The organism is Thermosynechococcus sp. HY596 (assembly GCF_030518715.1).
In the GTDB taxonomy this organism is placed as follows: domain Bacteria; phylum Cyanobacteriota; class Cyanobacteriia; order Thermosynechococcales; family Thermosynechococcaceae; genus Thermosynechococcus.
Window position 1 is genome coordinate 15,283 of the sequence record NZ_CP130346.1, and the last position, 25,670, is coordinate 40,952.

The window sequence follows — 25,670 nt, forward strand, 5'->3', positions numbered from 1 at the left end:
TCCTTAACGAATGTATTCTTTGAGGACACTGTTGCGGTTGGGATGGCGCAGTTTCCGCAGGGCCTTGGCCTCAATTTGGCGAATGCGCTCACGGGTGACATTAAAGAGTTGACCAATTTCCTCCAACGTTTTCATGCGACCATCGTCCAAGCCATACCGCAGTTTTAACACATCTCGCTCGCGGGGGCTAAGGGTACACAATACCGTTTCTAAATCTTCGCGCAGCAGGTGCTTGGACACTTGATCTTCAGGGGTTTCACCGTCGGACTCGATGAAGTCCCCCAGACGGGAATCCTCTTCTTTACCGATGGGGGTTTCTAGGGAAATGGGAAGTTGAGCCGATTTGGCAATGAAGCGCAGCTTTTCAATGGTCATTTCCATGCGATCGGCAATTTCTTCCTCAGTGGGTTTGCGCCCCATTTCCTGTGAGAGGAGCTTGGTGGTTTTCTTGATCCGCGAAATGGTTTCGTACAGGTGCACAGGCAGACGAATGGTGCGGGATTGATCGGCAATGGCGCGGGTAATCGCTTGGCGAATCCACCAGGTGGCGTAGGTGGAAAATTTATAGCCCTTTTCGTGATCAAATTTCTCGGCAGCACGGATGAGTCCTAGGCTGCCCTCTTGAATCAAGTCCTGAAAGGATAGCCCCCGGTTCATGTATTTTTTGGCGATCGACACCACCAGTCGCAGGTTTGACTGCACCATTTTTTCCTTGGCTTTGCGACCGACAAAGAGACGATGCCGAAATGCCTGCACCGTCATCCCTAGTTCTGTGGCCCAAGGTTCGGGATTGCGCTCTAGTTCTTCAGGGGTACAGCCCAGTTGTTCGCACAGGCGATCGCGCACTCGCTCCATTTCTAGGAGATCAGCAATTTTGCGCGCCAGTTCAATTTCCTCATCAGCACGCAACAGACGAATGCGGCCAATTTCTTGCAAATAGAGGCGAATCGAGTCCTCAGTGTAATGTTTCTTCTTGACTTGTGTCCGTCGTCGGCTGGCACGACCTTTTGTGGGCTTGCCGTCAAGATCATCGCTGACCTCCTCAAAGTCTTCGCTCTCCTCTTCCTCGATCTCTACAGCCTCTACACCATCAAGGCCATAATCACTGAGCAGAGCCACCTCGTCTTCAAGGGGGGCTGTTGCGGGGTCGTAAACGTCAAGTACATTCACTTGGGTCATGCCGTTGTCCTCGTAAAATCTCCCTAAATGTGTATTGTCAGTGTGTTGTCGACAACCGTTGCCTTTGGTGACGCTAGAATCGTCAGCCACATTTCAATCATGGAATGTAGCCAAGGAAAGCGGTTGGACGGGGGCATAGGCTCTAGATTCCACATCCTCAGGATCTCTGCCGCTGGATCATCTTGAAAAATTTCCTGTGTGACCCACGGGGTCAGGGAGCAGGCAGTAGCGAGCGGTTGAGACTGTGCAGGAATCTTTTGACTAATTTTAACTAAAACCTCATTGATTGTAGCCTTTCTAACAGAAATCGCCCACAGCAGAGGGATAAATTTTTCGGGAATTCAGGGCTAGCGATCGCTCGCGTCAACAACCGCTAACAAATTCTAATTTGCTGTTCTCAGATAAAATTTCTATCCCTGCTGAGGGAAATTTCTTGCTTCTAGCCTAGCTAATTTATCGCCGTTCCGCCGTACCCGTTACGTTTGATCACGAACGATCACGAAACGCCCGAATCGTGGCTTGCAGTGCCTGAGTGCCCCTGACATCCCTGCTGTAATAAAACCGCAGGGGAATTACCTGCCCATTCTGCAACTCCAAGGCCAAACGAGCTGATAGTCTACCCTTCTGACCACGGGAGAGCTGTACGACGACATCCTTGAGGTCATGCCAAGGGAAGGTTTTCTTTTCTGTCCTGAGAAGACTGCTATATTGCAGCGATACCACCCCTGCACTTTTATCAAAAACCAGCACCAGCACCTTGGCTCCGATAAAGATTAGGGGTAAGCCTAGGCCCCAGCCAACAGCTAAGATCAAAAATCCCCACCAGTGGTTGTCTTCCACTAATGTCAAAGGGGGATGTTGCGGCTGCTGCAAAAAGCGACGGATGCGTTCGGCAACGGCTTCCCGATTCTGGCGATCGCGGGTAAATTCACCAAAGGCAATAGAACCCGCGGTGGTTTGTAGGTGCACCTGATAGACACGGTAGCGTTGTCCGCGACTAGAGCGCCACTGCTCGATAATGCCCACCCCTTGGAGCCGATTCAGGGGAATTTGGGTGATCTGTACCCCCGTTGCCCCAGAGCGCACCCAGCGACAGCGACTATCAATAACGCGAACCTCATGGCGGCACACCAGCTCATAGCGGGCTGCAAACCAAATCGGTACAGCAGCACCAACACAGAATATCAGACCTGCCAGCCACACCCCCCAAGGGCGACTGCGCAAAATCAGCCGCTGCTGAGACTTCTCGATAATTTCCATGCCCCTATTCTAGGGGGTCGGATTATTGGCATGGGCCTCTTGGAAGATCACCTGACGCCGCAGCACCTCTTCAATTGTTACATCAGGTTCAGGCACCCCCTTGAAGGCAGTCCCCACCTCTAGGCGAATAAACTGAATGCCTGCCAAGCGATAGCCTTCGGGCGTAAGGGGGACATACCCAACCTTGGGAACGACCGTCGGTGCCTGCTGGATGTAATACTCGACAAACTGTCGCAGCAGGGGCTTGTCTTGGGCATATTTGGCATTGACATAGAGGAAGAGGGGGCGCGAGAGGGGCTGATAGGTACTGTTTTGCACCGTTTCCACTGAAGGCGGAATTGCCCCTCGGCCATCATTGACGGGCACAGCTCGTAGCCGATTCTGGTTGGCCATGTAGTAAGCATAGGGAAGGTAACCAAGGGCATTCACATCCCCGGCAATACCCGCTACGATTTCGTTATCGTCTTCGCTGGCTTTGTAGTCGGTGCGAGAGCCGCGCTCATTGCCAAGAATCGCCTCGTTGAAATAATCAAAGGTGCCTGAATCTTGACCCGGTCCCCAGAGCACAATGGGTGCATTGGGAAAGTCGGGACGTAATTGGTTCCAGCGAGTGAGCTTTTTCTCCGCCGCTTTTTCCCAGAGTTTTTTCAGCTCAGCCACAGAAATTTCCTTGAGCCAAGTATTTTGGGGATGGACGGCGATCGTCAGCGCGTCAAAGGCAATGGGCAATTCAATAAAGGGGACACCATTGGCAATGCACTCATTCATTTCGGTAATGAGGATCGGGCGAGAGGCGTCACTAATATCCGTTTTGCCGCTACAAAAGGCGCGAAAGCCAGCAGATGTCCCTGAAAAAGCAACAGCAATATCGGCCTCTTGACCATTGGGCGTGGTCTTAAACTCTTCGGCGATCGCCTTGGAAATCGGATAAACCGTACTCGAGCCATCCACCCGAATCACCTTCAGCATCGGATCATTAGATGCCGCCTCCATGGTGCAACCCACAAGGATGATGGCCAAAAGGGGTAAGACGCCACGTCTCAATTGCTGAAACTTCATAACTCAAGCCTCACTCTAAAAATGACGGATATTGCATCAATTAGAAAATTGGTGAATTCAACTATTTCCCCACTAAAACAAAATCACTAAAAACGATGAATAACTTGCCAAAACTATTTATAAATAAAACTTCAAAGATGAGTTATTAATATAAATCCTTCTAAAGTTAGTAACTTGAATTCAAAGAATTGAGACTTAAAAAGTCTTATCTTAAGGCATTTCGTTAGCCCTTCTCCCTAGAGAAAGTATTGTTGAGAACACCCTAGCGATAATCTTAGGCTGCCTTTGGTCTCAGGAACCTAGAGATTAAGAAAATTTTTATAAATTGCTTCCTTGAAAGTATTCCTCACTACACTTGGCAATAAATCAAACTTAGACTATCCTACCCAAGCTTTGGTTCGGAGCGACAGGCGCTGCAAAATAATAAAAAAACTTAATTAACAGATGGAGTCGTTCTTAACCTAACCTTTACATCGTTCCAGTATTATCGCCCTAGCTTGTTTTTGAGTTGCGATAGATTTGTCGTTGCTATCGAGCAAGCTGTCATGCAGCCCTTGTTCTGAAAACTTATGGAGTACATGAACGGGGATGAGATCCTCGTGCCTGCTGTCAGTGCACAGTAGTTCTAACTACTTTGAGCAGTCTCAATCCTCACGAGAGGGGCTGTAAACACTGATGCATCAATGCATTTGTTCATTGTTCTTACTTGCGATCGCGCTTATGATCTTCAAACTCAGAAAATCTCGAATTCTCATTGCTGTTTGCGCCATCCTCACCGCTGGCATTGTTGTTGCCTGTGGCCCTCAGGGAGGGGGTGGCCCAAATCAAGCGGGCGAGCCGATAAACATTAATGGTGCCGGCGCCACTTTTCCAGCCCCCCTTTACCAAAACTGGTTCAAAACCTACGCCCAGCAGGTTGATCCCAACGTCCAAGTCAGTTATCAATCCGTTGGCAGTGGAGCAGGCCTCGAGCAATACATTAACGGTACAGTGGATTTTGCTGGTTCCGATGCCCCAATAGCCGGCGATCGCCTGAAGTCCTTTCAGGAAAGATACAAGGCTGACCCTATCCAAGTTCCCATGGTCGGCGGCGCCGTTGTCTTTGCCTATAACCTGCCCGGTGTGGATGAGCTGAAATTACCGCGGGCGGTCTATTGCGACATCGTCATGGGCAAAATTACCCGCTGGAATGATCCCAAGCTGGTTGCTGCAAATGAGGGTAAAACGCTTCCCGATAAACCAATTACCTTTGCCCACCGCTCTGACGGCAGTGGCACCACATTTATTTTCACAAACCACATCAACACCGTGTGTCCCGGCTGGCCGGCAGGGGTTGGCACCTCCGTCAATTGGCCTGTGGGTGTTGGTGGCCAAGGCAATGAAGGCGTGGCTGCCCAAATTCAGCAAAACGAAGGCACCATTGGCTACGTCGAGTATGCCTATGCCAAACTCAACAACTTGCCCCGCGCCCTACTGGAAAACAAGGCAGGTAACTTCGTCTATCCTTCCCCGGAAGCTGCCTCCAAAGCCTTTGAGGGCGCTGACGTTCCCGAAGATTTTGCATTGTTAGTGCCGGATCCCGAAAATCCCGAAGCCTTTCCCATCGCTGGCTTGACATGGATCTTGGTGTATCCTGAGTACCAAGATGGCAGAAAATGGCAAGCCCTTAAAAATGTGCTGCTTTGGGCACTGGGCAATGAGGGCAAAAGCATTGCCGAACAACTGGACTATGTTCCCATGCCTGACGACATCGTCGAGCGAGTCAAGGCAACCCTCGATAAGGTGAAAGTTAAAGGCTAAATCATTTAACTGCAGGGGGAGTGTTTCCCCCTCGCAATCCCCTAGGATGAAAAAGAGTCAGTTATGGCAATTGATCAATATTACCCGTGAAACCTATGGCTGTTACCAGCACCCCCCCTGAATTACCGGATTTGGCTGCGATTGAGGCACGGAAAAACCTACGCTACTACCTCGATCAATCCTTCTACTATCTGACAATGGTCTTTGCCCTAGCGGTGGCTGTTGCCCTGCTCTGGATTGTGATTCAAATTGGCCTTGCGGCTATACCTGCAATTACACGATTTGGCCTGCGCTTTCTGGCTAGCACCACATGGGACCCGGTGCAAAATATCTACGGCATCCTACCCCAAATCTACGGTACCCTTGTGAGTGCCCTCATTGCCCTACTGGTGGCAGTTCCCCTAGGAATCGGTATTGCAGTCTTTTTAAGTGAGGACTTTCTACCGACATACCTAAGTACCCCCATCGCCTTTTCTATTGAGTTATTGGCAGCGATTCCCAGTGTGGTGATTGGTCTGTGGGGGATTTTTGTTCTCATTCCCTTTTTGCAACCCGTTTACAGTTTTTTGCATCAGCACTTTGGCTGGATTCCCTTTTTTGGTACCAGTCCCCGTGGTAACAACCTCCTCACCCTAGGTTTAGTGCTGGCCTTCATGATTTTGCCCTTGATTAGCTCCATTTCACGGCAAACGCTGGTTTCTTTGCCCCCTTACTTACGCCAAGGAGCAATGGCTCTGGGAGCCACCCGTTGGGAAACCATTTTGCGGGTTCTCATTCCGGCTGGCTTTTCTGGGATTGTCGGTTCAGTGATGTTGGCTTTGGGGCGAGCCATGGGCGAAACAATGGCCGCAGCGATGCTAGTGGGAAATGCCAACCGCATTAGCCTCTCAATCCTTGAGCCGGGTTCGACGATAGCGTCATTGATTGCCTCCCAGTTTGGTGAAGCAGGGCGAGAGCAAGTGGCTGCACTGCTGTATGCTGGTTTGGTGCTCATGATCCTGACGCTGCTGGTCAATATCTTGGCGGAAATCATTATTAAGAAGTTTCAAAACGTTGAGCGATAGGTTGCACCATGACAGAGATCAGTAACCGCCCTTCTGCCGCAGAGATTCAACTAGGCAAGGTCTGGACTTCGGCACGAAACCTCTTTGGTCTGTTGATGACAGGTGTGACGGGACTGTTTGCTGTCATTGCGGTGATTCCCTTGGCAGCCATTGTCATCAATGTGGCGTCCCAAGGACTGCTTCGGATCAACTTAGATCTGTTTACAAAACTCCCACCGCCGCCGGGTCTGGGTGGGGGGGGCTTAGGTAATGCCATCGTTGGTACGTTAATTGTGCTTGCTGTTGCCATGGCGATTAGTGTTCCCATTGGGGTTTTGGGAGCCGTCTGGCTGTCGGAATTTGGGCGCGGCAGCAAAATTGCCTATTGGGTGCGGTTTTCGGCGAACGTTCTCAGCGGGGTGCCCGCTATTATCGCGGGTTTATTTTCCTACACGATTGTGGTCATGACCATGGGCACCTTTAGTGCTTTTGCCGGTGGGGTTGCCCTTGCAGTGGTCATGCTGCCCATTGTGATGCGAACCACAGAGGAGGGGTTAGTCCTCGTTCCTGAAGAGGTTCGTCTGGCGGCATTGGGGTTGGGGGCGACTCGTTTTGAAACCGTCAGTCGAGTGGTGCTTCCTGCGGCGCTACCCTCTATTGCTACTGCGGTGACTCTAGCGGTGGCACGGGCAGGGGGTGAGGCGGCTCCTCTCCTCTTTACAGCACTGAATAATAACTTCTGGTCAACGGATCTGTTTCGCCCCATTTCCACGCTTTCGGTACAGGTTTATTTCTTTGCCATCATTCCCTACAAACCCCAGCAGGAACTGGCATGGGCAGGCGCGTTGGTGTTGCTGAGCATCATCTTGCTCGTCAGTATTGTCTCGCGTCTGCTTACCCGTAAGAAACGCTACTAAGGACTTAAAAGGTAACTGTTCTATGACGACTCATCCTAAACCCACTCCCAAAGTCGTTCTCCAAGTCCAAAATGCCTCGATTTTTTATGGCTCATTTCGGGCAGTGCGGGATGTAACGATGGACATCTATGCCAATGAAGTGACGGCTCTCATTGGCCCATCGGGTTGTGGTAAAAGCACACTACTGCGCTGTTTTAACCGCATGAATGACCTAGTGCCAGGTGCTCGGGTAGAGGGCAAGATTACCTACCACGGCAAGGATCTCTACGCCAAGGAGGTGGATCCAGTAGAAGTGCGGCGGCGTATTGGCATGGTGTTCCAAAAGCCCAATCCCTTTCCGAAATCAATTTATGACAATGTGGCCTTTGGAGCGCGGGTCAATAAGTATAAGGGGGATTTGGGTGAGCTAGTGGAAACGGCGCTACGGCAGGCGGCTCTTTGGGATGAGGTGAAGGACAAGCTCAAAGAAAGTGGTCTATCGCTCTCTGGCGGACAACAGCAACGGCTATGTATTGCGCGGGCGATCGCCACCAAGCCTGAGGTCATCCTCATGGATGAGCCCTGTTCTGCCCTTGACCCCATTTCTACCCTCAAGGTGGAAGAACTAATCCATGAATTGAAGCAGAACTACACAATTGTCATCGTGACCCACAATATGCAGCAGGCAACTCGAGTCAGCGATCGCACCGCCTTCTTTAATGCCGAAGCCACTGAACGGGGCAACCGGGTGGGCTACCTTGTTGAGTATGATTACACTAGCGTCGTCTTCAATAACCCCAAAGAGCAAGCCACGATGGATTATGTCAGTGGCCGCTTTGGTTAAAGCCTAAAGCTGCGGCTGCTGCTGGTGCCAAGGGGTCGCCTGTTCATAGGCATAGGCCACGTGAAAGAGGGTCTCTTCCCCTAGGACGTTGCCAATCAATTGCAGACCAATGGGCAGCCCTTCCTGATCAAAGCCACAGGGGAGGCTCAAGCTTGGTAGCCCGGCAAGGTTGACGGGAATGGTCATCAGATCTGACAGGTACATACTCAGGGGGTCGGCGGTTTTTTCCCCAACTTTGAAGGCAGTGGTGGGGGTGGTGGGGCAAACCAAGACATCCACCTGTGCAAAGGCTTGGGCAAAGTCTTCTTTGATCAGGGTGCGTACCTTTTGTGCCCGTAGGTAGTAGGCATCATAGTAGCCAGCGGAAAGGGCGTAGGTGCCAATCATGATCCGCCGCTTCACCTCAGCCCCAAAGCCTTGGGCGCGGGTTTTCATGTACATTTCAAGGAGATCGCTGGCTCCTTCAGCGCGAAAACCAAAGTTCACGCCATCATAGCGGGCTAGGTTTGCCGAGGCTTCCGAGGGGGCAATGATATAGTAGGTGGGCAGGCCGTAGGCAAAGCGGGGACAGGAGAGTTCAACAATCGTGGCCCCCAATTCCTGAAGGGTTTTTAGGGCGGCTTCAAGGGCGGATTTCACCTCTGGTTGCACGCCTTCTGCTAGAGTTTCTTGAATGACGCCAAGGCGTATGCCTTTGAGATCGGGTTTGAGGGCTTGGGTGTAGTCGGGAATCGACACGCTGAGACTGGTGGCATCCTTGGGATCATGCCCCGCGATCGCTCCCAAAAGAATCGCAGCATCGGTAACCGTCGGTGCCAAAGGCCCAATTTGATCCAATGACGACGCATAGGCAACAAGGCCATAGCGCGACACTAAACCATAGGTAGGTTTGAGGCCGACCACCCCACAAAAGGCGGCGGGTTGACGAATGGAACCACCCGTATCGGAACCAAGGGCAGCAGCACATTCTCCGGCAGCCACGGCGGCAGCAGACCCCCCAGAAGACCCCCCAGAGACCCGCTCTGGATGCCAAGGATTGGCGGTGAAACCAAAGGCAGAATTTTCAGTAGAGCTGCCCATGGCAAATTCATCGAGATTGGTTTTGCCCACCATAATCGCGCCAGCGGCCTGCAATTTTTGGGTCACGGTGGATTCGTAGGGGGGGACAAAGTGCTCCAGCATCTTAGAAGCACAGGTGGTGCGCACACCGTAGGTGCAAAGGTTATCCTTGATGGCCAAGGGAATCCCTGTGAGTAAACCAATCTCTTCACCGGCAGCAATGCGCTCATCCACGGCGGCCGCTTGGGCAAGGGCGCGATCGCCCGTCACCGTTAAGAAGCTATGGAGCATTGGCTCCACTTCGGCAATGCGGTCTAAGTAGGCTTGGGTAATTTCAGTGGCGGAGCGTTCTTTGCGAACGAGTTGACGGTGTAGCTCCTGAATCACTGACATAAATGCAGATTCCCTAGTGACAATGCAACACTGGCGATCGCGGGCATGGCCGCAAACAGGCCAATCTTCAGTTTAGCAATGTGGCTGATCATTTATCGCCCCAGATGCAGCGCTTTGGCACGGCGCTGTCTCCTAATCAATCAGCGATATATTAGGAATCAAGAAGCCGTGACGACGGTGCCCATGCCCTTGGGGAGTATTCGATGGAACCGCTCGACCCCGTGGATCGGGAAGCCTTTAGCAATCCCACGTTGCAGCGATTGTGGTTCTTTGTCTATTTGCTGCCCATTTTTGGCATGATTCCAGCACTGTGGCAGTTGAGTCGCCGGGGGAGCGATCGCCAGACCCGTCAAGTCAGTCGTCTTGCTCTTCTCATTGGTCTCATTTGGCTGTTGGGCTATGGCCTGCTGAATGGGGCGGTCAGCGTGAGTGAAGCCCAGTCTCTGCATCATGGCCTATTACTCTTTCTCAATAGTCTCTGGGGATCCGCCTACTTTTTGGTGAACTTGGGGCTAATGGTGCGCCTATGGCGGGGGCGATCGCTGAAATTGCCCGTCTTGCAGCGTCTGATGAAATACCTGCCATGACCCCCAGGCGTTGGTTTTGGCCCCTGTTAGGATTCAGCGCCATTCTGGTGCTCATCCTCTGGTTGATATCGGCACTCACGTGGCTCTATGTGCAGGTGGCCTTTACTGCCCCCTTTTTGGCCAATCTCTTGGTGCTGATTTTCATTGGTCTATTGGGGGGGCTGCTCTATACCTTCTTTCGTTACCTGTACTTACTTGAGCGCAAGGGCAAGCCCAAGCCCGCTACCGCTACGCCCCAAGCCCCCCTTGATAAAACGGAAGCCGCCGCCGAAAACCTCAAAGCCCTACGGCAGCAACTGAGTCAAATTGAAGATGAGGTGGCACGGCAAGCACTGTTGGCACGGGCACGGGAGCTGGAGGAGGATTTTTACCGCCAAGAATTGCGCATTGTGGTCTTTGGCACCGGTTCAGCGGGTAAAACCTCTCTCGTCAATGCCCTCCTTGGTGAAATGGTGGGGGAAGTGGCACCAACAATGGGCACCACCGCAGTGGGGCAAACCTATCGTTTTTGGCTACCTAATACAGAGCGGGAAATTCTGATTACCGATACCCCCGGCATTTTGGAGGCGGGTGTGGCTGGAACCTACCGGGAACAATTAGCGCGACAACTGGCCGCAGAAGCAGATCTGCTGCTTTTTGTGCTCGATGATGACCTGCGCCAGTCGGAATATCTGCCCTTGGTCAACTTGGTGGAAATGGGCAAGCGATCGCTCTTGGTCCTCAATAAAATTGACTTGCGCTCCGAGGCCGATCAACTGGCTCTTTTGCGCCATCTACGGCAGCGAGTTAAGGGGTTGATTCCGCCCCAAGATGTCGTGGGTATTGCCGCCCGTCCCCAACCGATTCACCTCGACACAGGAGAGTGGTTAGAACCCGAACCCCATATTTGGCCATTGATTCGGCGGCTGAGTGCCATTCTCCGCGAGGAAGGGGATGACCTCGTGGCAGATAATATCCTCTTGCAGTCTCAACGCCTAGGGGAGCAGGCTCGCAAAATCATTGATCAGCAACGGCGCCGCCAAGCCGATAAGGTGGTGGAGCGCTACCAGTGGATCAGTGCGGGTGTGGTCTGTGTCACGCCGATTCCCGGCGTAGATCTACTGGCTGCCGCCGCCGTGAATGCGCAAATGGTGATGGAAATTGGCAAGGTCTATGGCTGTGACCTGAATCGCGATCGCGCCCGCGAATTAGCCCTTTCCTTGGGCAAAACCCTGGTCAGCTTGGGCATTGTTAAGGGAGCCATGAATCTCGTCGGTACGGCCTTGCAATTGAGCATGGGGGGGCTGGTGGTGGGCAAAGCCGTCCAAGGGATTACAGCTGCCTACCTCACTCGCATTGCTGGTAAAAGTTTTATTGAGTATTTTCGCCACAACCAAGACTGGGGCGATGGTGGCATCAGCGAAGTAGTTCAACAGCAATTTGAACTCAATCGCCGCGATGAATTTATTCGCTCCTTTGTGCAGCAGGCGATCGCTCGCTTGCCATCGCAACTTGGAACCGTGATTCCTGAGGCGATGAAAACCCCTTTATCCCATGAGGAAGAGCTATCTTAAGCGATCCTAACAATTGCCCCAAGGACATCGGCAAAAACCGCTACTATGTTGAGTAATTAAATTATTTTCACGTTGCCGATTTCGGATGAGTCTCTCGACCCGCAGTCCTGATCTTGAGGTGGAACAACTGCCGCAGTTATTGCAGGCAGCTCGGTCTCGTTATTTAGCCGGGGAGCGATCGCCCGCTGTGACGAAGCCCCTCTCTCAAGCCCTGCGAGCCATCCTCGAGCGCAACATTGATACCCATCTGAGTCAACGCGGCGGCTATCTCCAACGCCTAGTGGAAGCCTATTTTCGCCTCTTTCCTCGCTGCCTAGAAAACCTGAGCCGCGATCAACTTCAACAGCAGGCGGTGCAAAAAACGGTGCAGCGATTACTGCAAATTCCCGCCACCGTCATTCAAGATGAGTACGATCGCCTCAATCGTGGCCAGTACAATCAACCCCTGAAGCAACTGGTGCTTGCCTTTAGTCGCCCAGTCCTAGCCAACCGCAATCCCTCCCCCGAACTGACAGAGGCCGAGTGTTTCCTCGCCTTCTTTATCCAGTGCCTACGCCAAGAACTCGGCGCAACAGTCCTCCTATCCCCCCAGTTTCGCCACGAGTACCGCGATCTCCTGCGTACCGTATGTCTGGGGAGTTCTGATCCCGAGCAATGCCAAAGTAACCTCACGGGCTGGCTCTGGGAAGCAATGAAGTCCTTTGACCCCCTCAAGCCCTTTGGTGCCACTGGTCATGGTCGTCCCACCTTTGAAGCATGGGTGCGCACGGTCATCAGCAATAAACTGGCGGATGAAAAACGCAAACTCCTCAAGCGCGAGGCTGATGAACTGCTCTTCTATGACAACCGCGCCCTGCAAGTCTTTCAAGATCGTTATCAAGCAGCACCCCCTGAGGTAAAACGGGAGATTGATCCCAAAGCCTGCGCTCAGTTGATTACGATTGTCCAAACGGAAATTACCGATCCCCGTATCCGTGCTTCGACGGCTCGCTTGCGCCAGCACATTGCCCAACTCTTGGGCTGGACGATCGAGTACACCCGCGACATTCATCAACAGGTACGGCGTATTCTTGGACGTTATGTGCAGTCCACTCGCTCTCTGAACATTTGCTCCACCGACAGCAACCAAGAATGGATTGACAACTATCCCGATACCCGCACCCTACCCACCAGCAATGGCCAAGGGGTGGAGTCCATGGTGGAGTTTCTCAATGATCCGCAGACGCCGACATGGGTCAGGGATTGGTGTGAGCGTCGCCGTACCCAAGCGGAAATTGCCCGTGAACTCTTTGTCAGCCAGCCCACGATTTCTCGCTGCCTCGGTCGTGAATATCGCCTGTGGCTCTACCGTAAATTCTTTCAAGATCCCCAGATTCCGCAATGGATGAGGCGATGGTATGAAACCCAATCAATCCCCAGCCCCCATCAACGACGGCAAACCCGCCGTGAAATTCACCCTGACTATGCCCGTGGCCTCTGCACCGCAAAACAAATTGATGAGCAAATAGAGGCCAAACTTGCGCAGTGGTGTGAGCATAACGATATTTACTACCTTCCCTAGGCAGCCTCGCTTTTTCGTACTTGGTTTGGATGACGACGGCTATGACTTCCTTTTTGGCACCGACTGTTCCCATTCGTTCCCTGATATTGGATGCCGCCCATGGGGTGCTTCAGGGATGTCGTCCCAGTCGGCAACGGCAGGTTCTGCCCTATTTGGTTGCCCTCTACTCGTTCATAGACTGGTGGGAAAATGAGGGTGTTCCCAGTAAGCAGGATGATCTGGACGATCTGCCCGATGATCTGACCTTGAGTACCACTTGGTGTGAGCGGCCAGAGGTTCTTGACCTTGTGGACATTGCGGATCTCAACTTGGAAGGGGTGCAGTTATCTATCTATCCTGTCGAGGCGGGAGAGTCTGTGCGGATTCATTGCCCGACATTTTTGGGGGTGATCAACGCCGATTTGGCGGTTGCTGTTGGTCTGGATCGCGATCGCCGTCAGGCACAGATGCTGGGTTTTTGCGATCGCCAGACCCTTCTTGACTACTGGCAACACCATCCAGCGGATGCCCAAGGCTATGGCACCTTTCCCCTAGAGCACCTGCAACCCATCTTCTACTTGCCTGAGCAAATTAGCTTCCTCAACCCGCTGCCCCGAAGCACACCGCTGGCCACCAAGGGCAATACCTACGGTCAACCCCTCGAAACTCTACCGCAGCTCACCCAGCACACGGCTGTTGCTGAACCTGAACGGTTACCCCTCGACAATGAAACCGCAATCCAACGCCTTTTACAAGCTCTCCAAGGCTACACTGAAACCTCAGAAATTTCCCTCTCCCAAGATTAGGATTGGGCTTCTGGGGGCGATGTGTTTTCGGATGGGTGCTCGCGGTAGTAGGCCTGTGCTCCCTCTTTGGTATGAATCTGACCGGGTTGAGGGCGGCGATGGGTTTGCAGGCCTTGCAGCACTTCTGATAAGGTCAGGCCTTCCGGCAGGGGCGATCGCACTTCCCGCACCTTGTGCCACACCGAGCGCGACATCATTAAACTGCGGCGGATAGGTTCAGCCCAGCTTTCAAGGTAGGCTTCTCGCTCCCCTTGGTAATCCGTCGAAGACAGCAGTAGAGGTACGGGCGGATAGGCCTGCACCAAGCGAGCAATGTGGGTCAGTACCCCTGGATACAGATTTGTATAGGCAGGATGTACTGTTAAGTCTAGCCAGTGGGGCGTGTGTCCATCTTGGCTGGTATGGAGTGTATAGGAGGCGATCGCCACCTTCCGCTGTGGTTCAAACACATAAGCACGATGCACTTGTACCTGTTGCGACCAACTGGCCAAACCGTGGTGTAGCCAATCCAAAAGACTCGTTTGAAAGTCCCGATAGTGGCGATTAAAGACTTGGCGCACCAGTGCCGGCATCGACATCGTATCCAACTCATGCAGCAACCGTGCATCAGCATTCGTGACCTTCAGCAAATTAGGCAAGCAAGGCGTGCCCTGTGCCAGTTCTGCCAACTGATCCGCTGAAATTTGCCAGTAGGTGAGATGCGCCAAGGGTTGAAAGCCATTTTGGCGGTAGAGGTCTAGTGCTTCACGGTGGTCAATATTGATTTCAACCATCCAAGTACGGGCTTCCACAAGGGTACTAAAACAGTGGCGCAGGAGTTGTGTCCCCACCTCCGTAAACTCTTGGGCGGCCAATTGCTGCACCTGCCATGTGGTGCGACTTTCATTAAAGGGAGCCACTTGCACAACGCCTAACACTTGGTTGTCCCGCTCCGCGACATAAATCCGCAGCTTGCTCATCCCCGTTAGCCACTGCAATAGATGCAGCGGTGAGGTCATCAGGCCACCCGCCAAGGACGGCAGACCAAAGGGTTGATCATGTACCCCTTCATGGCACAGCCGCTGTTCCACCACCTCCACATCCCGATAGGCCAAGGGACGGATAATCAAATCACCAGTGGAGGGCAACTCGGAAACCATCAGCGGGCACCAATCACTACTTCCATCTTAAGGACTCCGTCACCAAAATAAAGGGGCGCTGCCCCACGACAACCGCCCCAGCAAGATAAATTGTGCAAAATCGCCTTAGTAAAGTTCTTCCTCTTGGTTGGTGAGGATTTTGCAGTCAGAACGGGGATAGGCGACACAGGTGAGCACAAAGCCCTTCTCGATTTGGTCATCATCCAAGAAGGATTGATCCGACTGATCCACTTCCCCTTCCAGCAGCTTGCCGGCACAGGTCGAGCAAGCACCAGCACGGCAGGAGAAGGGCAGGTCTAAGCCTTGCTCTTCAGCCACATCCAGAATGTACTCATCTTCAGGCACGTCAATTGTTGTTTCGCTTCCATCAGGACGCACAAGCGTTACTTTGTAGGTTGCCATGAATCTTGTCCTCTCTTATATGGAAAAGGCAGGGAGCCATCACGCTCCAATTTAGATACTAGGGGAAAACCTCAGCCTTGATTGGCAACTGCAAACCCCTCCTTGTATCGTTTTCGTAATCTAAGGCTTCCAAGGTATCTGAAATACTTATAGACATTGAACTCTATGGAGAAAATTAAGCAAACTCGATGACTGGCTCTATTCTCCGACTCGATGGCGCGGGGGCACAACCAACTCCCCTGTCCGATACCGATTCACCATGGCCGTTAGGGCTTGCTCCATCTCACGGCTAAAGCGTTGGGGATTCCACAGGGGGGCATAGCGTTTAGCTTGCCGCAGTTTCCAGCTGACCTGCTGCCGCAGGTCTGGCTCCGTCCCAAAACGAATTCCCCAATTCACATACTCCTCATCATTGAAGGCAATCCCCTCCTCAACGCCAACATTTTTGAGGAAAGTGTAGGTGTGCCGTGCCACAAACTGCTGACCCACCTTCGTCACAATTGGCACCTCCATCCATAACGCCTCTAGGCTCATTGCCCCCCCCACATAGGGATAGGTATCCAGCACCACATCCACATCATAGAGATTGGCACGGTGGATCTCTGGCGGATTTGATGTCAAGAAATAGAGTTTGCTTAAATCAAATCCGGCAGCTTCAGCAACACTACGGCACCACTCCTCAAAGATGGGACTGCTACTGTGATATTTCACAATGAGTACAGCATTTGGCACCGCTTCAACAATGGCAAATTGCAGCTTGAGCATTTCCGGTTGAATTTTACTGGCACGCTGGGCACAGAGAAAGATTACCGTATCGGCACTCAGCCCCAATTGATCGCGAATTCCTGTTCTGTTGGCCACCTCATAGCCATCAAGGGAGAGATAACAATCCGGCAGCCGCCACAGGGTTTCTGTGTACCATGCCTGCGCTCCCTCAGGCAGAATGTAAGGGTCAACAATAAAGTAATCTACTGTTGGCAAGCCAATGGCATCAAAGCCCACCCATGTCGCTTGTATAGGCGCTGGCTTGAGGGTGAGAACTTGATAGGTAAGGTCACTGGTACAGCTATCTAAGTCAATGAGAAGATCAATCTGATCATCATAAATCTGCTGAGCAATTTCAGTAGCACTTTTGCCCCCTTGACGAACATGGCTCAAGTGAGATTGAAACCAACGCGCAATGTTGTCTTGCTTGATTGACTCTGACCATGGACTATAGCCAAAGACCTCAAATTCTTCACGATTAAAGCAGTGAATGAAGCCACGGATTTGGTGAGCAACGGGATGCTCCTGAAAGCACATTCCGATCAAGCCAACCCGAATTTTTTCAGACTCTCTTTTCAAGATGTGACAGTATTTCCCTATGTTTTTCAAGTAATTATGGGAATGATTATAAAAAAGCTGATTGCGCTGGTTGTAGATTGGCTTTAATAACTTTGGCTCATCAATGTAGTGACACCAGTGAAAGTAAGAAGAACTGGCGTAGAAAAAAGCGCCAAAACCTACCGCTGCACCATCTAAATGCTCTTGAAGATAGGTATGGCAACTGGAAAGCTGCTCCTGCCATTGTTGAAATAGCCTAGCTAATGTTTGGTCGTAGCGCAGATCATACTTAAAGGTTTGATATACATGGAGCTGAGTGGTCAGAGTCAAATCTCCACCAAGGGGTGTCAACGAATCCTCGGCTAGTCGTTGAGCACAGGCTAGTGCTAACTCAGGTAGCCCGCCCAAGCAAGCCATGCGTGCCAAAAACTCGTAGAGACCCCATTGCTCGTTAGCTAGCTCTAGATATAAGGGAGCGAGAACTTTTGCCCGCTGTGCTGGAGCATTACTGAGTTCATTAAAAATTAAATCCTGAAGCGAATTACTGAGAGTAGAACACTGGCTCAGAGCTTTTAGAAAATTGGGGAGCGAGGGTAGGTCTAGGTAATAGGTAATTAAGTAGCGAGCGATTTTTAGAGCATCGTCAGCCTGATTGCTATCTTCAAAACCCTCCTCCTGTAGCGAGGAAGACAACTGCTCCAGTAGAGAATCAACCTCGCTTGGTTCCACCCGCAGTTCTAGTAACAGTGCTAACAACTGGAATCCCCAAGAAACTTTAGCCTCAAATTCATAGGCATAGGTCAGCAGAATAAAGCGATGAGTCAAATCTACATCGGAAAAAGAGGCAGTTTCAGCTAGAATCTTTGCCCATGTGTGGGTTGCAGTAGTATCTTCAGGAAACTCACTCAGATAGACAGACCACAACAGTTGAGCAGCGGATTCTTCCCCCTGAAGTAGATAGGTTCCTCCTTGGTAGCCTATCCATTGGGCGCTGGGGTGAGTTTGGCTGAGCCTCTCACAGGTGCTGAGGACTTTTTCATAGCGCTGGTGTTTCAGGTTATGACGTAAATGGGATGTCCAAGCAATTACATTGGGAACAACAGCCACCTGTATCAAAACTTGTTCTAGGAATGCTTCCCATTCGCGGGCACGAACTGACCATGTGCAGTGGCGATTGATGTAGTCCACTTGAGCACGGAGATGGGCATCGAGGGCGGCATGGGCTTGAGGGTCTTTAAACCGTTGAATCACCCGATCAAGCACGCGGCCATAGGCAGCCAGATAGTCCTCGTGGGGAAGAGGGATGAGGTCAGCAAAGCCCGCTGTTGTTTCAGGGAGGGCACCCAGTTCACTAGTAATGACGTAGCAACCGCTGGCCATAGCCTCCATTGCGGCAATGCAGGAGGTTTCAGCAAAGGTATTCGTATAGGCCCAAATGGCAGTGGATTTGAGGGCTTGAGCTAGTTCTGGTTGGGGGAGTGACCCAATATAATTGACATTGGCCAAGTCATGGCAGCGTTGGTAGAGGTTTCCATACCGCTGTTGATCCTCAGCCTCGCTGGCTTGATAGACCTTCATGCTGGAATAAACATTGAGACGTACTGAGGGATGGCTCGCCTGCAGCGAAGGCATGAGATCAAGAAGTAGATTCAAACCGCGAAAGGGGGTACTCGTATAGGCCAGTGTCAAAGGTTGCGCCTTTGCCTTAAGGATAGATTCTGTAGGATCAAAAAGGTTTTCAAAACAAGGGGCAATGGCATTACGCAGGACAGCGGTTTTCTCAACAGGAATTTTGAATACTTCAATATATTGCTCTTGCTGCCATTGACTAATTAAGATAATCCGTTGATAGACCTGTTGATGTTCAGGGGATTGCAAAGATTCAACGGCAGGTTGATTGGCAGCGTGTTGTGTCCATAGTAGTAGAGGAGTCTGGGGTGGCAGGACAGAGCGCAGCGGATCCATCGGTAGGGCACGGTTGAGCAGAACAGCAACATCGGGACGCAGTTGTTCAAGGAATTCTACTCTTAGCCAAGACAAGGGTAGGTGGGGAACATGGCGAATAGATTCAATGTGCTGTGTACTGTTGAAAAACCAAACTTCATGCCCCCGCCGCTGCAACTGCTCCGCTAGATAACAGAGTGCTGATTGTGATCCCCCTAAGGGAGCTTCATAGGGTGTGTTGAGTGTGTACTGCCAACGAATCCGATCAACAAAAAGAATCCGCATCGCAAGAGGACTACCAATTAATATAATTTTCTCTTAGTACGATATTTTTTGATTAAAAAAAGCCAAGAATTGTTCCTTGGCTTTAAGCTTATGTACATTTGAGACCACTTAAGTCTCTTGGCTACTTGAATTTAGCTGCACTTAGCAGTTATCTGGAGCATTTTGGTCACTTCCTTCCTTAACACTAGCAGTCGTTACACCATTAACAACTGTGACACAGCCACGCACACCTGTACCTGCGGTGTCATTAGACTTTGTAGTCACATCAGCAGTATTCACACCAATGTTGGCCAGTGTCAGCGCACTGTAACCATCAGGCTGGCTGACACCAATTTTGAGCGTAGCAAGGTCGTCGGCAAATGAAGTGGCTTCCAAGCGGTAGGCTTGCTGAGCACGGTTGACCGCACCCACAGCGTTTTTAGCACTGGCGAGACGAGCTTTAGCGGCCTGGTTGAGCATGGAGGGCAGGGCAATGGCGGCCAAGATACCGATGATGATCACCACCACCAGCAGCTCAATGAGGGTGAAGCCTTCGTTGGCTTTTTTCTTGGCCAGCAGGTGTTGCAGGAATTTCGCTTTCAGTTCGGTTTTCATATTTTTGAGACTCCTTAAGTCAAGACATATTCGCCTCTAGGCATAACATACCCACCCCCTGCGGCAAAATTAACACCCCTTCCAAAAAGTTTCCGATTTTTTCCTGCTACTACTGGAGTGCCCTCGGTAGGCGTCATTCCCAATCTGCTAAATTTGCGGTAGCTTGCTCCTGTGGTATCTTCGCATGGTGTGCAGTAGGCTAGTCTATAGTTATCAAGCCTGATCAGTCTCTTTATGAATAACCGTGGCAATGGCTTTGGCTGGGGATTTCTAGCAGGTGCCCTCTTTGGTGGCATTGCGGGTTCCCTTGTCACGCTTTTAGTTAAGGATCGATTGAGCGAAGCAATCACCAGTGACTCTGGGCGGCTGAAGGGGGATAAAACTGCTCCCCTCAATGGCAGTGATGACAACTTAATGGAGTCTATGCGCCTAGAGCTAGAGGCCAAAATTGCCCAAATCAATGAAGCGGTGGATGACCTGCAAAACCGCCTCAGCAACGAGGATCAGCCTTGAGCGGTAGGTAGAGTACGGCCGCTAAAACAAATAAAAGACTTGAGACGTAGGTATATTGCCTCAAGCCCAATCAAGGATTTACCGAAGGTTTCACGAAAATAGGGAACTAGTAGGCTAGACCCATGCTGCGGGTGGTTTCGGCACCCAGATAGACGCGAATACTCAAAAAGTCCGTCGGACAGGCCGTTTCACAGCGTTTGCAGCCAACGCAATCTTCCGTGCGGGGGGAGGAGGCAATTTGACCCGCTTTGCAACCATCCCAAGGCACCATTTCCAGCACATCGGTGGGGCAGGCCCGCACACACTGGGTGCAGCCAATGCAGGTATCGTAGATTTTGACAGTGTGAGCCATGGAATAACCGCTCCTAAAACGATCAGGATGACAGGTGGATGCCCTGCCGCCAACTCAGGAAGCCCCTAAGCTACGACAATAAGGGCAGTCTGGAGATAAATACCGAGATTTAGGATACCGCAGTGGTTGGTTGCGCGGCGGAGTGGATGGGCAAACTTCAAAGAATGTAACTTTTTTGTAAAGTCTGGTAAATTTACCTATTGTGGGATCAATCTTAGCCAAAACAGTTTTTACTCTGCGGTGCTTGCCTGCGTTGCGGAACTTGAAGGGGTTCTAGGGATTCCAAGTACAGTGTAGTCGGATGCGTTGTGTGTGGTGGTCAATGTCTTGGAAGTGGTTGCCCCTTGCTGTGTGTAGTGCAGGCCTACTGCTGGTGCTTGTGCCTTCACCTCATTCCTTGGCTCAAACTTCCCCGCGCACAGATGCGATCGCTCCGTGGGAGATCATGAACTATGCCCGCGTGGTTCTGGAAATTGAACCCATTCGTCAAAAATACTACCGTCAAGCTCAGGTGGCTTTCCAAGGTCAAGTGCCCCGCAATTCTTGCTTTGGCATGAATCCCCAAAATATCCCCAGTGGCTTGGAGACCATCTGTGCTAACTATGTGCGTGAGGCAATGCAGGTGCTGAGGAAATATAATATGTCTTTAGAGCAATTCAATACGATTACACTGCGAGCACAGCAGGACAGCGCCTTGAGTCAGCGTATTCAGGCCGAGATGGTGCGATTGCAGCGACCTTGAACCCATGAAACCCACTCAACCAACTCTAAGTATTATTACTGCGACCTATAATGCTGAGGGACACCTGCCACGGTTGATTGCATCGTTGATTGCTCAAACCGATCAAGACTTTGAGTGGGTCGTTGCCGATGGCAGCTCTACGGATCGCACTTTAGAGCTAATAGAAGCAGCAACAGCTGAACTCAAGGCAGTCGTTGTCGACTCGCGACCCGACTTTGGGATCTATGATGCCCTCAACCGTGCTATTCGCCTAGCCTCAGGAGACTATTATCTGGTGATGGGTGCAGATGACGAGCTTTTTCCTGAGGCAGTTGCCCAATACAAGATCGCTTGCGAGGAAACAGGGGCGGATTTTGTTACTGCTAACTATTACATAGGAGAGCGTGACATAGCGTCTGTTTGGCAGCCAACATGGGAATGGTTGAAGGGCATGCAGGCTCACGTAACTGGTCATGCTGTTGGCTTGGCAATTCGACGCACATTACATCAAAGGGTTGGTCAATACTCTCGCCATTTTCCTATCGTAGCGGATCAGCTTTTTGTTATGCAAGCAATCCGTGCGGGTGCAAGGGTTGCTAGGAGAGATTTTATTGCTGGGCGTTTCCATCCCCATGGAACCAGTGGTAGCGATCTTTTGGGATTGATTGTTGAGCTGTATCGGGTTCAAGTTCGTTTAGGACACTCCCTCCTTGTCCAAACCTTGCTACTCTTTTATCGGATTATCAGATGTTGGCCCCGCATTCAACAACAGAGATCAAAATTTCTGTGGTAATTCCTTTGTATAACAAAGCTAGGCATATTGCTCATACGCTGAGGAGTGTTTTGCAGCAAACCAGCCCAGCAGCTGAGATTCTTGTGGTTGATGATGGGTCAACTGATGCTAGCGCTGAAATTGTTCGCGGCTTTTTGGATCAGGGTGTGCGTTTGATTCAACAGCCAAACCAAGGGGTCAGCGCCGCCCGTAATCGCGGATTACAGGAAGCCAGTTATCCCTACGTCGCATTTTTGGATGCTGATGATGAGTGGCTGCCCGAGCACTTGAGTACTCTTCAAGCATTAATCACGGCGTTTCCGCAAGCCGCTTTGTGGAGTACATTTTGTCTAATTCGGCAACGTGGGGACTACTATTTGCCGCCAAGCGGGTTGCCATACGGCTGGCGAGGCATGGTGGAGCGGTTCTTTGAAACCCATGCCCAAGGACTGAGTATGGTTAATTCCTCAACTGCCTGTGTTTGCAAGGAGGCGCTACTTTCTGTTGGGGGCTTCCCCGTGGGTGTCAAACTAAATGAGGACTACATCGCTTGGTGGCACTTGGGGTACCAATACCCTGTAGCTCATGCAGCAATAGTTACTGTTATCTATAACCAAGATGCAGAGAATCGCTGCAGTAAACTCCCTCAAGCTGCCCTCCCTGCTTCATTACCCTTCTTAGTAGAGTTGTTACACTCTCAGCAAACTCCTTACCACCACCGCCGAGGGATTAAGGCCTGTTTTCGCCGAATTGCCATAGCCACATTGATAAACACCAAAATTAATGCAGAGATATTGGATACGAAAACTCTTCTTCGCCTCACATGGCGCAGTGGGTGCTATGAGTTGCTCCTGATCCTTGTTGTCCTTTATTTGTGTCCCAGAAGTTTTCTTGGGTTCCTTAAGCATAGACGCCATCGGCAACAGCGACAGCAGGCTAAGGATCTGTTAGGCTGAGATAGCATTAAATAAATAACCAACCCCCACAATTCCTAAGGTAGTTAAACCAATAAAAATACCTAATAATTTTGGTTTTAAAACCTTTCGCAAAATGATCATTTCTGGTAAAGAAAGAGCAGTCACTGCCATGGTAAAAGATAAGACTGTACCGATAGGCATTCCCTTGGAAAATAGAGCTGAGGCAATGGGTAAAACCCCTGCAATATTAGTGTAAAGGGGTACTCCAATTAAAACAGCAACTAAGACAGCAAAGGGGTTATCTTTTCCTATCCATTCGCTAATAAGTTGAGCGGGCATATAACCGTGGATTCCAGCACCAATACCAATCCCAATTATCACATAAATCCAAACTGATTTAAGAATTTCACTTGATTGAAACCAACCAACTTTGAATCTATCTTCCCAGCTCATCTGAGAGAATCTTATTAGTTCAATATCCTCATCTTGAGATTGTTTATACTGTTTATTTTTTAATTCCCAAATAAAAGGTTCTACCCATTTTTCTAGCTTCAACAAGCCAATAACATAACCGGTAATAACAGCTAATGTAATCCCAAAAAAGATATAAAATAAAGTTATTTTTAGACCAAATAAAGCGAATAATAAAAATACAGCAACTGCATCCACCATCGGAGCGGAAATAAGGTAGGAGAAGGTAATACCTAAAGGTATGCCAGCTTTAACAAAACCGATGAATAAAGGCACGGCAGAACAAGAACAAAATGGTGTTACTGCCCCTAAACTTGCTGCTAAAATATGCCCGCTTAATTTGCGTTTTCCCTCTAAATAAACTCTAACTTTTTCAGGTTCTAAGAAAGTTTGCAGTGTTCCAACTACAAAGCTAATTACAGCTAATAAGGTTAATATTTTTGGCACATCGTAAAAGAAGAAGTGCAAACTTTTGCCTAGGTGTGAGTCTAGGGATAAGCCAAATAATTTCGTAACTATTTGAGCAGATAACCAATCAAAGGGGTAAAACAAATCCAGCATGTCTTTTTCCAGTTAAGTTTGTAGCAAACACTTGGGCTTTTTTTCAAATTGAGAAAACCTCAAGCAATTGAAACGCTACCAATAGCAATACTCTACGGAATGTTATTTTAAGAAGGATGCAATTTCTTCAGGCGTTAAGACTTTTCCTTTGCTGACCACCTTGCCATTAATGGCCAAAGCAGGTGTTGACATTACTCCTCGGTTGGCTATTTCTAGGCTATCGGTTACGTGAGTAATTTCGGCCGCCAAGTTGAGATTTTTAACAGCAGTTTGAGTATTCACTTCTAGTTGTTGACATTTTTTGCAATTTGTGCCTAAAATTTCTATTTTTAATGTCATAATCTTTCCCTCTACTTTTAGGCGACATGCGCCTAGGTCTAAGCGCTTTTCGTGTTTTATCCTGAGGCGATGCTTAACTCCGCTTACACAAGTGTAGCACCCCTTCAGCTTTCCTGCTAAGGCTTGCTAGTGGTAAAGGGCGGAGTTCCCCGCCCATTCAGCTAAAAATTGCGAACCTTAGCTACAGCCACAGCCAGCGTGGCCACAACCACCGCTTTCTTTGCAGGTGCCGTTGGCACAGGCTTCGGAGCAGTAGGGTTTGCCCTCAACCATGATGGCCTCGCTGAGGGAGACAATGCAGAGGCAGTGGGGGCAGGCACATTTCATTTGGGTAACGGTTGTCATGGCTGTTCTCTCCAAATAAGTGACACAAGGGAGGTATGCTTCACCTCTCCTTTAATATATCTGAACAGTTGTTCAAACGTCAATTAGTTAGCACCTGATCAACGCCTATGATGGAAGTATGAATACTAAAATTTTTGCTCCTTCTCATCCTCATCATCCAGAGGCTTTGGCACGAGCCAGCGATCGCCTGCTCTCTACGGAGAAAGCCCAACGGATGGCGCAATTTTTTGGCCTCTTGGCGGATGCCAACCGACTGCGGATTGTCGCCTTGCTCGCCCAAGGGGAGTTTTGTGTTGGCGATATTGCCGTGGCACTGGAAATGAGCGAATCTGCCGTCTCCCACCAATTGCGGATGCTTAAGGCCATGCGACTGGTCAAGTTTCGTCGCCAAGGGCGGCATATCTTTTATCAATTGCTAGATCACCATGTCCTCGCTCTTTATGAGGCGGTCGCAGAACACTTAGATGAAGACGCATCAGACACTTCAGGGAGTGGGAACGGGGCAAGATGAGGGTGAGGCAATTCCTGAACCAGCGGGGGCAGCTTCTAAAATTTGGGTTGTGGTTAGTGTTGTAAACGTAGCATAGGTGCAGCCCGTAAACGCTTTCAATTCTGAACGCTCAGGGGTGGCTTGGAATTCAGCATAGTTACTATTCGCAGCAGTGATCGCGTAATCATAGTCGGGCGTATCACTAAAGCCGATTTGTAAACTTGCGATGTCAGTGGTGAATGTGGGATTGGCCAAACGGTAGGCCTGTTGTGCACGGTTGACCGCGCCAACATTTGTTTTGGCTTGGGATTCGCGGGCTTTGGTGGCTTGATTTAACATGGAGGGGAGGGCGATCGCCGCCAAAATCGCGATAATAATGACAACGACGAGCAGTTCAATGAGGGTAAAGCCTTTCGAGAGGATGAGCGATCGGTAGAACCAAGGCAAATTAAGACGGTAAGGAGACATAGGGCGGCTCTCAGG

General features: G+C 50.5%; 26 protein-coding genes. 13 read left to right on the forward strand and 13 right to left on the reverse strand.

All coding sequences use genetic code 11. The features are described from left to right. Window positions 1–3: 3 nt before the first annotated feature. From rpoD to QYC28_RS00085, 3 genes are all read right to left on the reverse strand, one after another. Complete coding sequence (rpoD, locus tag QYC28_RS00075; RefSeq protein ID WP_286626043.1) at window positions 4–1,179, reverse strand: RNA polymerase sigma factor RpoD; 1,176 nt, start codon at window positions 1,177–1,179, stop codon at window positions 4–6. 486 nt (window positions 1,180–1,665) lie between these two features. After that, the gene (locus QYC28_RS00080; RefSeq protein WP_302679633.1) at window positions 1,666–2,439 is read right to left on the reverse strand and encodes a hypothetical protein; all 774 of its coding nucleotides are present in this window, start codon (window positions 2,437–2,439) and stop codon (window positions 1,666–1,668) included. Window positions 2,440–2,448: 9 nt separating this feature from the next. Continuing rightward, window positions 2,449–3,498 carry a PstS family phosphate ABC transporter substrate-binding protein gene (locus QYC28_RS00085; protein WP_302679634.1) on the reverse strand — a complete coding sequence of 350 codons (1,050 nt, stop codon included), beginning with the start codon at window positions 3,496–3,498 and terminating at the stop codon, window positions 2,449–2,451. 720 nt (window positions 3,499–4,218) lie between these two features. Between QYC28_RS00085 and pstS the strand changes: the two genes are divergently transcribed. The 4 genes from pstS to pstB all read left to right on the forward strand — a co-directional run bounded on the left by pstS (window position 4,219) and on the right by pstB (window position 8,081). Further along, window positions 4,219–5,298, forward strand: a complete 1,080-nt coding sequence (gene pstS, locus QYC28_RS00090) for a phosphate ABC transporter substrate-binding protein PstS (RefSeq protein ID WP_302679635.1) — start codon at window positions 4,219–4,221, stop codon at window positions 5,296–5,298. 95 nt (window positions 5,299–5,393) lie between these two features. Then, the gene (pstC, locus tag QYC28_RS00095) at window positions 5,394–6,362 is read left to right on the forward strand and encodes a phosphate ABC transporter permease subunit PstC (RefSeq protein ID WP_149817023.1); all 969 of its coding nucleotides are present in this window, start codon (window positions 5,394–5,396) and stop codon (window positions 6,360–6,362) included. Window positions 6,363–6,370: 8 nt separating this feature from the next. Further along, complete coding sequence (gene pstA / locus QYC28_RS00100; RefSeq protein ID WP_149817025.1) at window positions 6,371–7,258, forward strand: phosphate ABC transporter permease PstA; 888 nt, start codon at window positions 6,371–6,373, stop codon at window positions 7,256–7,258. A 22-nt stretch (window positions 7,259–7,280) separates the two neighbouring features. Then, the gene (gene pstB, locus QYC28_RS00105; protein ID WP_302679636.1) at window positions 7,281–8,081 is read left to right on the forward strand and encodes a phosphate ABC transporter ATP-binding protein PstB; all 801 of its coding nucleotides are present in this window, start codon (window positions 7,281–7,283) and stop codon (window positions 8,079–8,081) included. 3 nt (window positions 8,082–8,084) lie between these two features. Here pstB and gatA read toward each other — a convergent pair whose 3' ends face one another. Next, entirely contained in the window at window positions 8,085–9,533 is a 1,449-nt protein-coding gene (gene gatA / locus QYC28_RS00110; RefSeq protein WP_302679637.1) for an Asp-tRNA(Asn)/Glu-tRNA(Gln) amidotransferase subunit GatA, read from the reverse strand. A 203-nt stretch (window positions 9,534–9,736) separates the two neighbouring features. On the opposite strand from gatA, the gene QYC28_RS00115 reads away from it, so the two are divergent. The 4 genes from QYC28_RS00115 (at window position 9,737) to QYC28_RS00130 (ending at window position 14,019) form a co-directional block, all read left to right on the forward strand. After that, entirely contained in the window at window positions 9,737–10,120 is a 384-nt protein-coding gene (locus QYC28_RS00115) for a hypothetical protein (RefSeq protein ID WP_286626049.1), read from the forward strand. Next, a complete protein-coding gene (locus QYC28_RS00120) occupies window positions 10,117–11,673 on the forward strand; it encodes a DUF697 domain-containing protein (protein WP_302679638.1) in 1,557 nt (518 codons plus the stop codon). The genes QYC28_RS00115 and QYC28_RS00120 overlap by 4 nt, the downstream gene beginning before the upstream one ends. Window positions 11,674–11,758: 85 nt before the next feature. After that, entirely contained in the window at window positions 11,759–13,234 is a 1,476-nt protein-coding gene (locus QYC28_RS00125; RefSeq protein ID WP_302679639.1) for a hypothetical protein, read from the forward strand. 41 nt (window positions 13,235–13,275) lie between these two features. Further along, on the forward strand, window positions 13,276–14,019 hold the full coding sequence (locus QYC28_RS00130) for a hypothetical protein (protein ID WP_286668812.1): 744 nt from the start codon (window positions 13,276–13,278) through the stop codon (window positions 14,017–14,019). Here the strand turns inward: QYC28_RS00130 and QYC28_RS00135 are convergent. From QYC28_RS00135 to QYC28_RS00150, 4 genes are all read right to left on the reverse strand, one after another. Then, the gene (locus QYC28_RS00135; protein ID WP_302679640.1) at window positions 14,016–15,158 is read right to left on the reverse strand and encodes a GNAT family N-acetyltransferase; all 1,143 of its coding nucleotides are present in this window, start codon (window positions 15,156–15,158) and stop codon (window positions 14,016–14,018) included. The two genes, QYC28_RS00130 and QYC28_RS00135, sit on opposite strands and share 4 nt — an antisense overlap. 105 nt (window positions 15,159–15,263) lie before the next feature. Then, complete coding sequence (gene petF1 / locus QYC28_RS00140; protein ID WP_011056851.1) at window positions 15,264–15,560, reverse strand: ferredoxin PetF1; 297 nt, start codon at window positions 15,558–15,560, stop codon at window positions 15,264–15,266. 198 nt (window positions 15,561–15,758) lie between these two features. Further along, on the reverse strand, window positions 15,759–19,112 hold the full coding sequence (locus tag QYC28_RS00145; protein ID WP_302679642.1) for a glycosyltransferase: 3,354 nt from the start codon (window positions 19,110–19,112) through the stop codon (window positions 15,759–15,761). Window positions 19,113–19,253: 141 nt separating this feature from the next. Then, the gene (locus QYC28_RS00150; RefSeq protein WP_302679643.1) at window positions 19,254–19,706 is read right to left on the reverse strand and encodes a type IV pilin protein; all 453 of its coding nucleotides are present in this window, start codon (window positions 19,704–19,706) and stop codon (window positions 19,254–19,256) included. 234 nt (window positions 19,707–19,940) lie between these two features. Between QYC28_RS00150 and QYC28_RS00155 the strand changes: the two genes are divergently transcribed. Then, on the forward strand, window positions 19,941–20,219 hold the full coding sequence (locus QYC28_RS00155; protein WP_302679644.1) for a hypothetical protein: 279 nt from the start codon (window positions 19,941–19,943) through the stop codon (window positions 20,217–20,219). 106 nt (window positions 20,220–20,325) lie between these two features. Here QYC28_RS00155 and psaC read toward each other — a convergent pair whose 3' ends face one another. Then, window positions 20,326–20,571, reverse strand: a complete 246-nt coding sequence (psaC, locus tag QYC28_RS00160; protein ID WP_011056855.1) for a photosystem I iron-sulfur center protein PsaC — start codon at window positions 20,569–20,571, stop codon at window positions 20,326–20,328. A gap of 322 nt (window positions 20,572–20,893) precedes the next feature. On the opposite strand from psaC, the gene QYC28_RS00165 reads away from it, so the two are divergent. From QYC28_RS00165 to QYC28_RS00175, 3 genes are read left to right on the forward strand one after another with little or no spacing between them, the layout of a single operon-like run. After that, complete coding sequence (locus QYC28_RS00165; RefSeq protein WP_302679645.1) at window positions 20,894–21,313, forward strand: DUF4168 domain-containing protein; 420 nt, start codon at window positions 20,894–20,896, stop codon at window positions 21,311–21,313. A 4-nt stretch (window positions 21,314–21,317) separates the two neighbouring features. Further along, entirely contained in the window at window positions 21,318–22,085 is a 768-nt protein-coding gene (locus QYC28_RS00170) for a glycosyltransferase (protein WP_302679646.1), read from the forward strand. Continuing rightward, window positions 22,040–23,020, forward strand: a complete 981-nt coding sequence (locus QYC28_RS00175; RefSeq protein WP_302679647.1) for a glycosyltransferase family A protein — start codon at window positions 22,040–22,042, stop codon at window positions 23,018–23,020. Before QYC28_RS00170 ends, QYC28_RS00175 begins: the two co-directional genes overlap by 46 nt. Here the strand turns inward: QYC28_RS00175 and QYC28_RS00180 are convergent. The 3 genes from QYC28_RS00180 to QYC28_RS00190 form a co-directional block, all read right to left on the reverse strand. After that, the gene (locus QYC28_RS00180) at window positions 23,012–24,013 is read right to left on the reverse strand and encodes a permease (RefSeq protein ID WP_302679648.1); all 1,002 of its coding nucleotides are present in this window, start codon (window positions 24,011–24,013) and stop codon (window positions 23,012–23,014) included. The genes QYC28_RS00175 and QYC28_RS00180 overlap by 9 nt on opposite strands. 102 nt (window positions 24,014–24,115) lie before the next feature. Beyond that, window positions 24,116–24,355: a thioredoxin family protein gene (locus QYC28_RS00185; RefSeq protein WP_190278283.1), complete on the reverse strand. Its 240-nt coding sequence runs from the start codon at window positions 24,353–24,355 to the stop codon at window positions 24,116–24,118. Window positions 24,356–24,529: 174 nt separating this feature from the next. Beyond that, on the reverse strand, window positions 24,530–24,697 hold the full coding sequence (locus tag QYC28_RS00190; RefSeq protein WP_149817054.1) for a metallothionein: 168 nt from the start codon (window positions 24,695–24,697) through the stop codon (window positions 24,530–24,532). A 118-nt stretch (window positions 24,698–24,815) separates the two neighbouring features. Between QYC28_RS00190 and QYC28_RS00195 the strand changes: the two genes are divergently transcribed. Next, a complete protein-coding gene (locus tag QYC28_RS00195; RefSeq protein ID WP_286626074.1) occupies window positions 24,816–25,208 on the forward strand; it encodes a helix-turn-helix transcriptional regulator in 393 nt (130 codons plus the stop codon). Here QYC28_RS00195 and QYC28_RS00200 read toward each other — a convergent pair. After that, the gene (locus QYC28_RS00200) at window positions 25,182–25,655 is read right to left on the reverse strand and encodes a type IV pilin-like G/H family protein (protein ID WP_302678533.1); all 474 of its coding nucleotides are present in this window, start codon (window positions 25,653–25,655) and stop codon (window positions 25,182–25,184) included. The genes QYC28_RS00195 and QYC28_RS00200 overlap by 27 nt on opposite strands. Window positions 25,656–25,670: the final 15 nt, after the last annotated feature.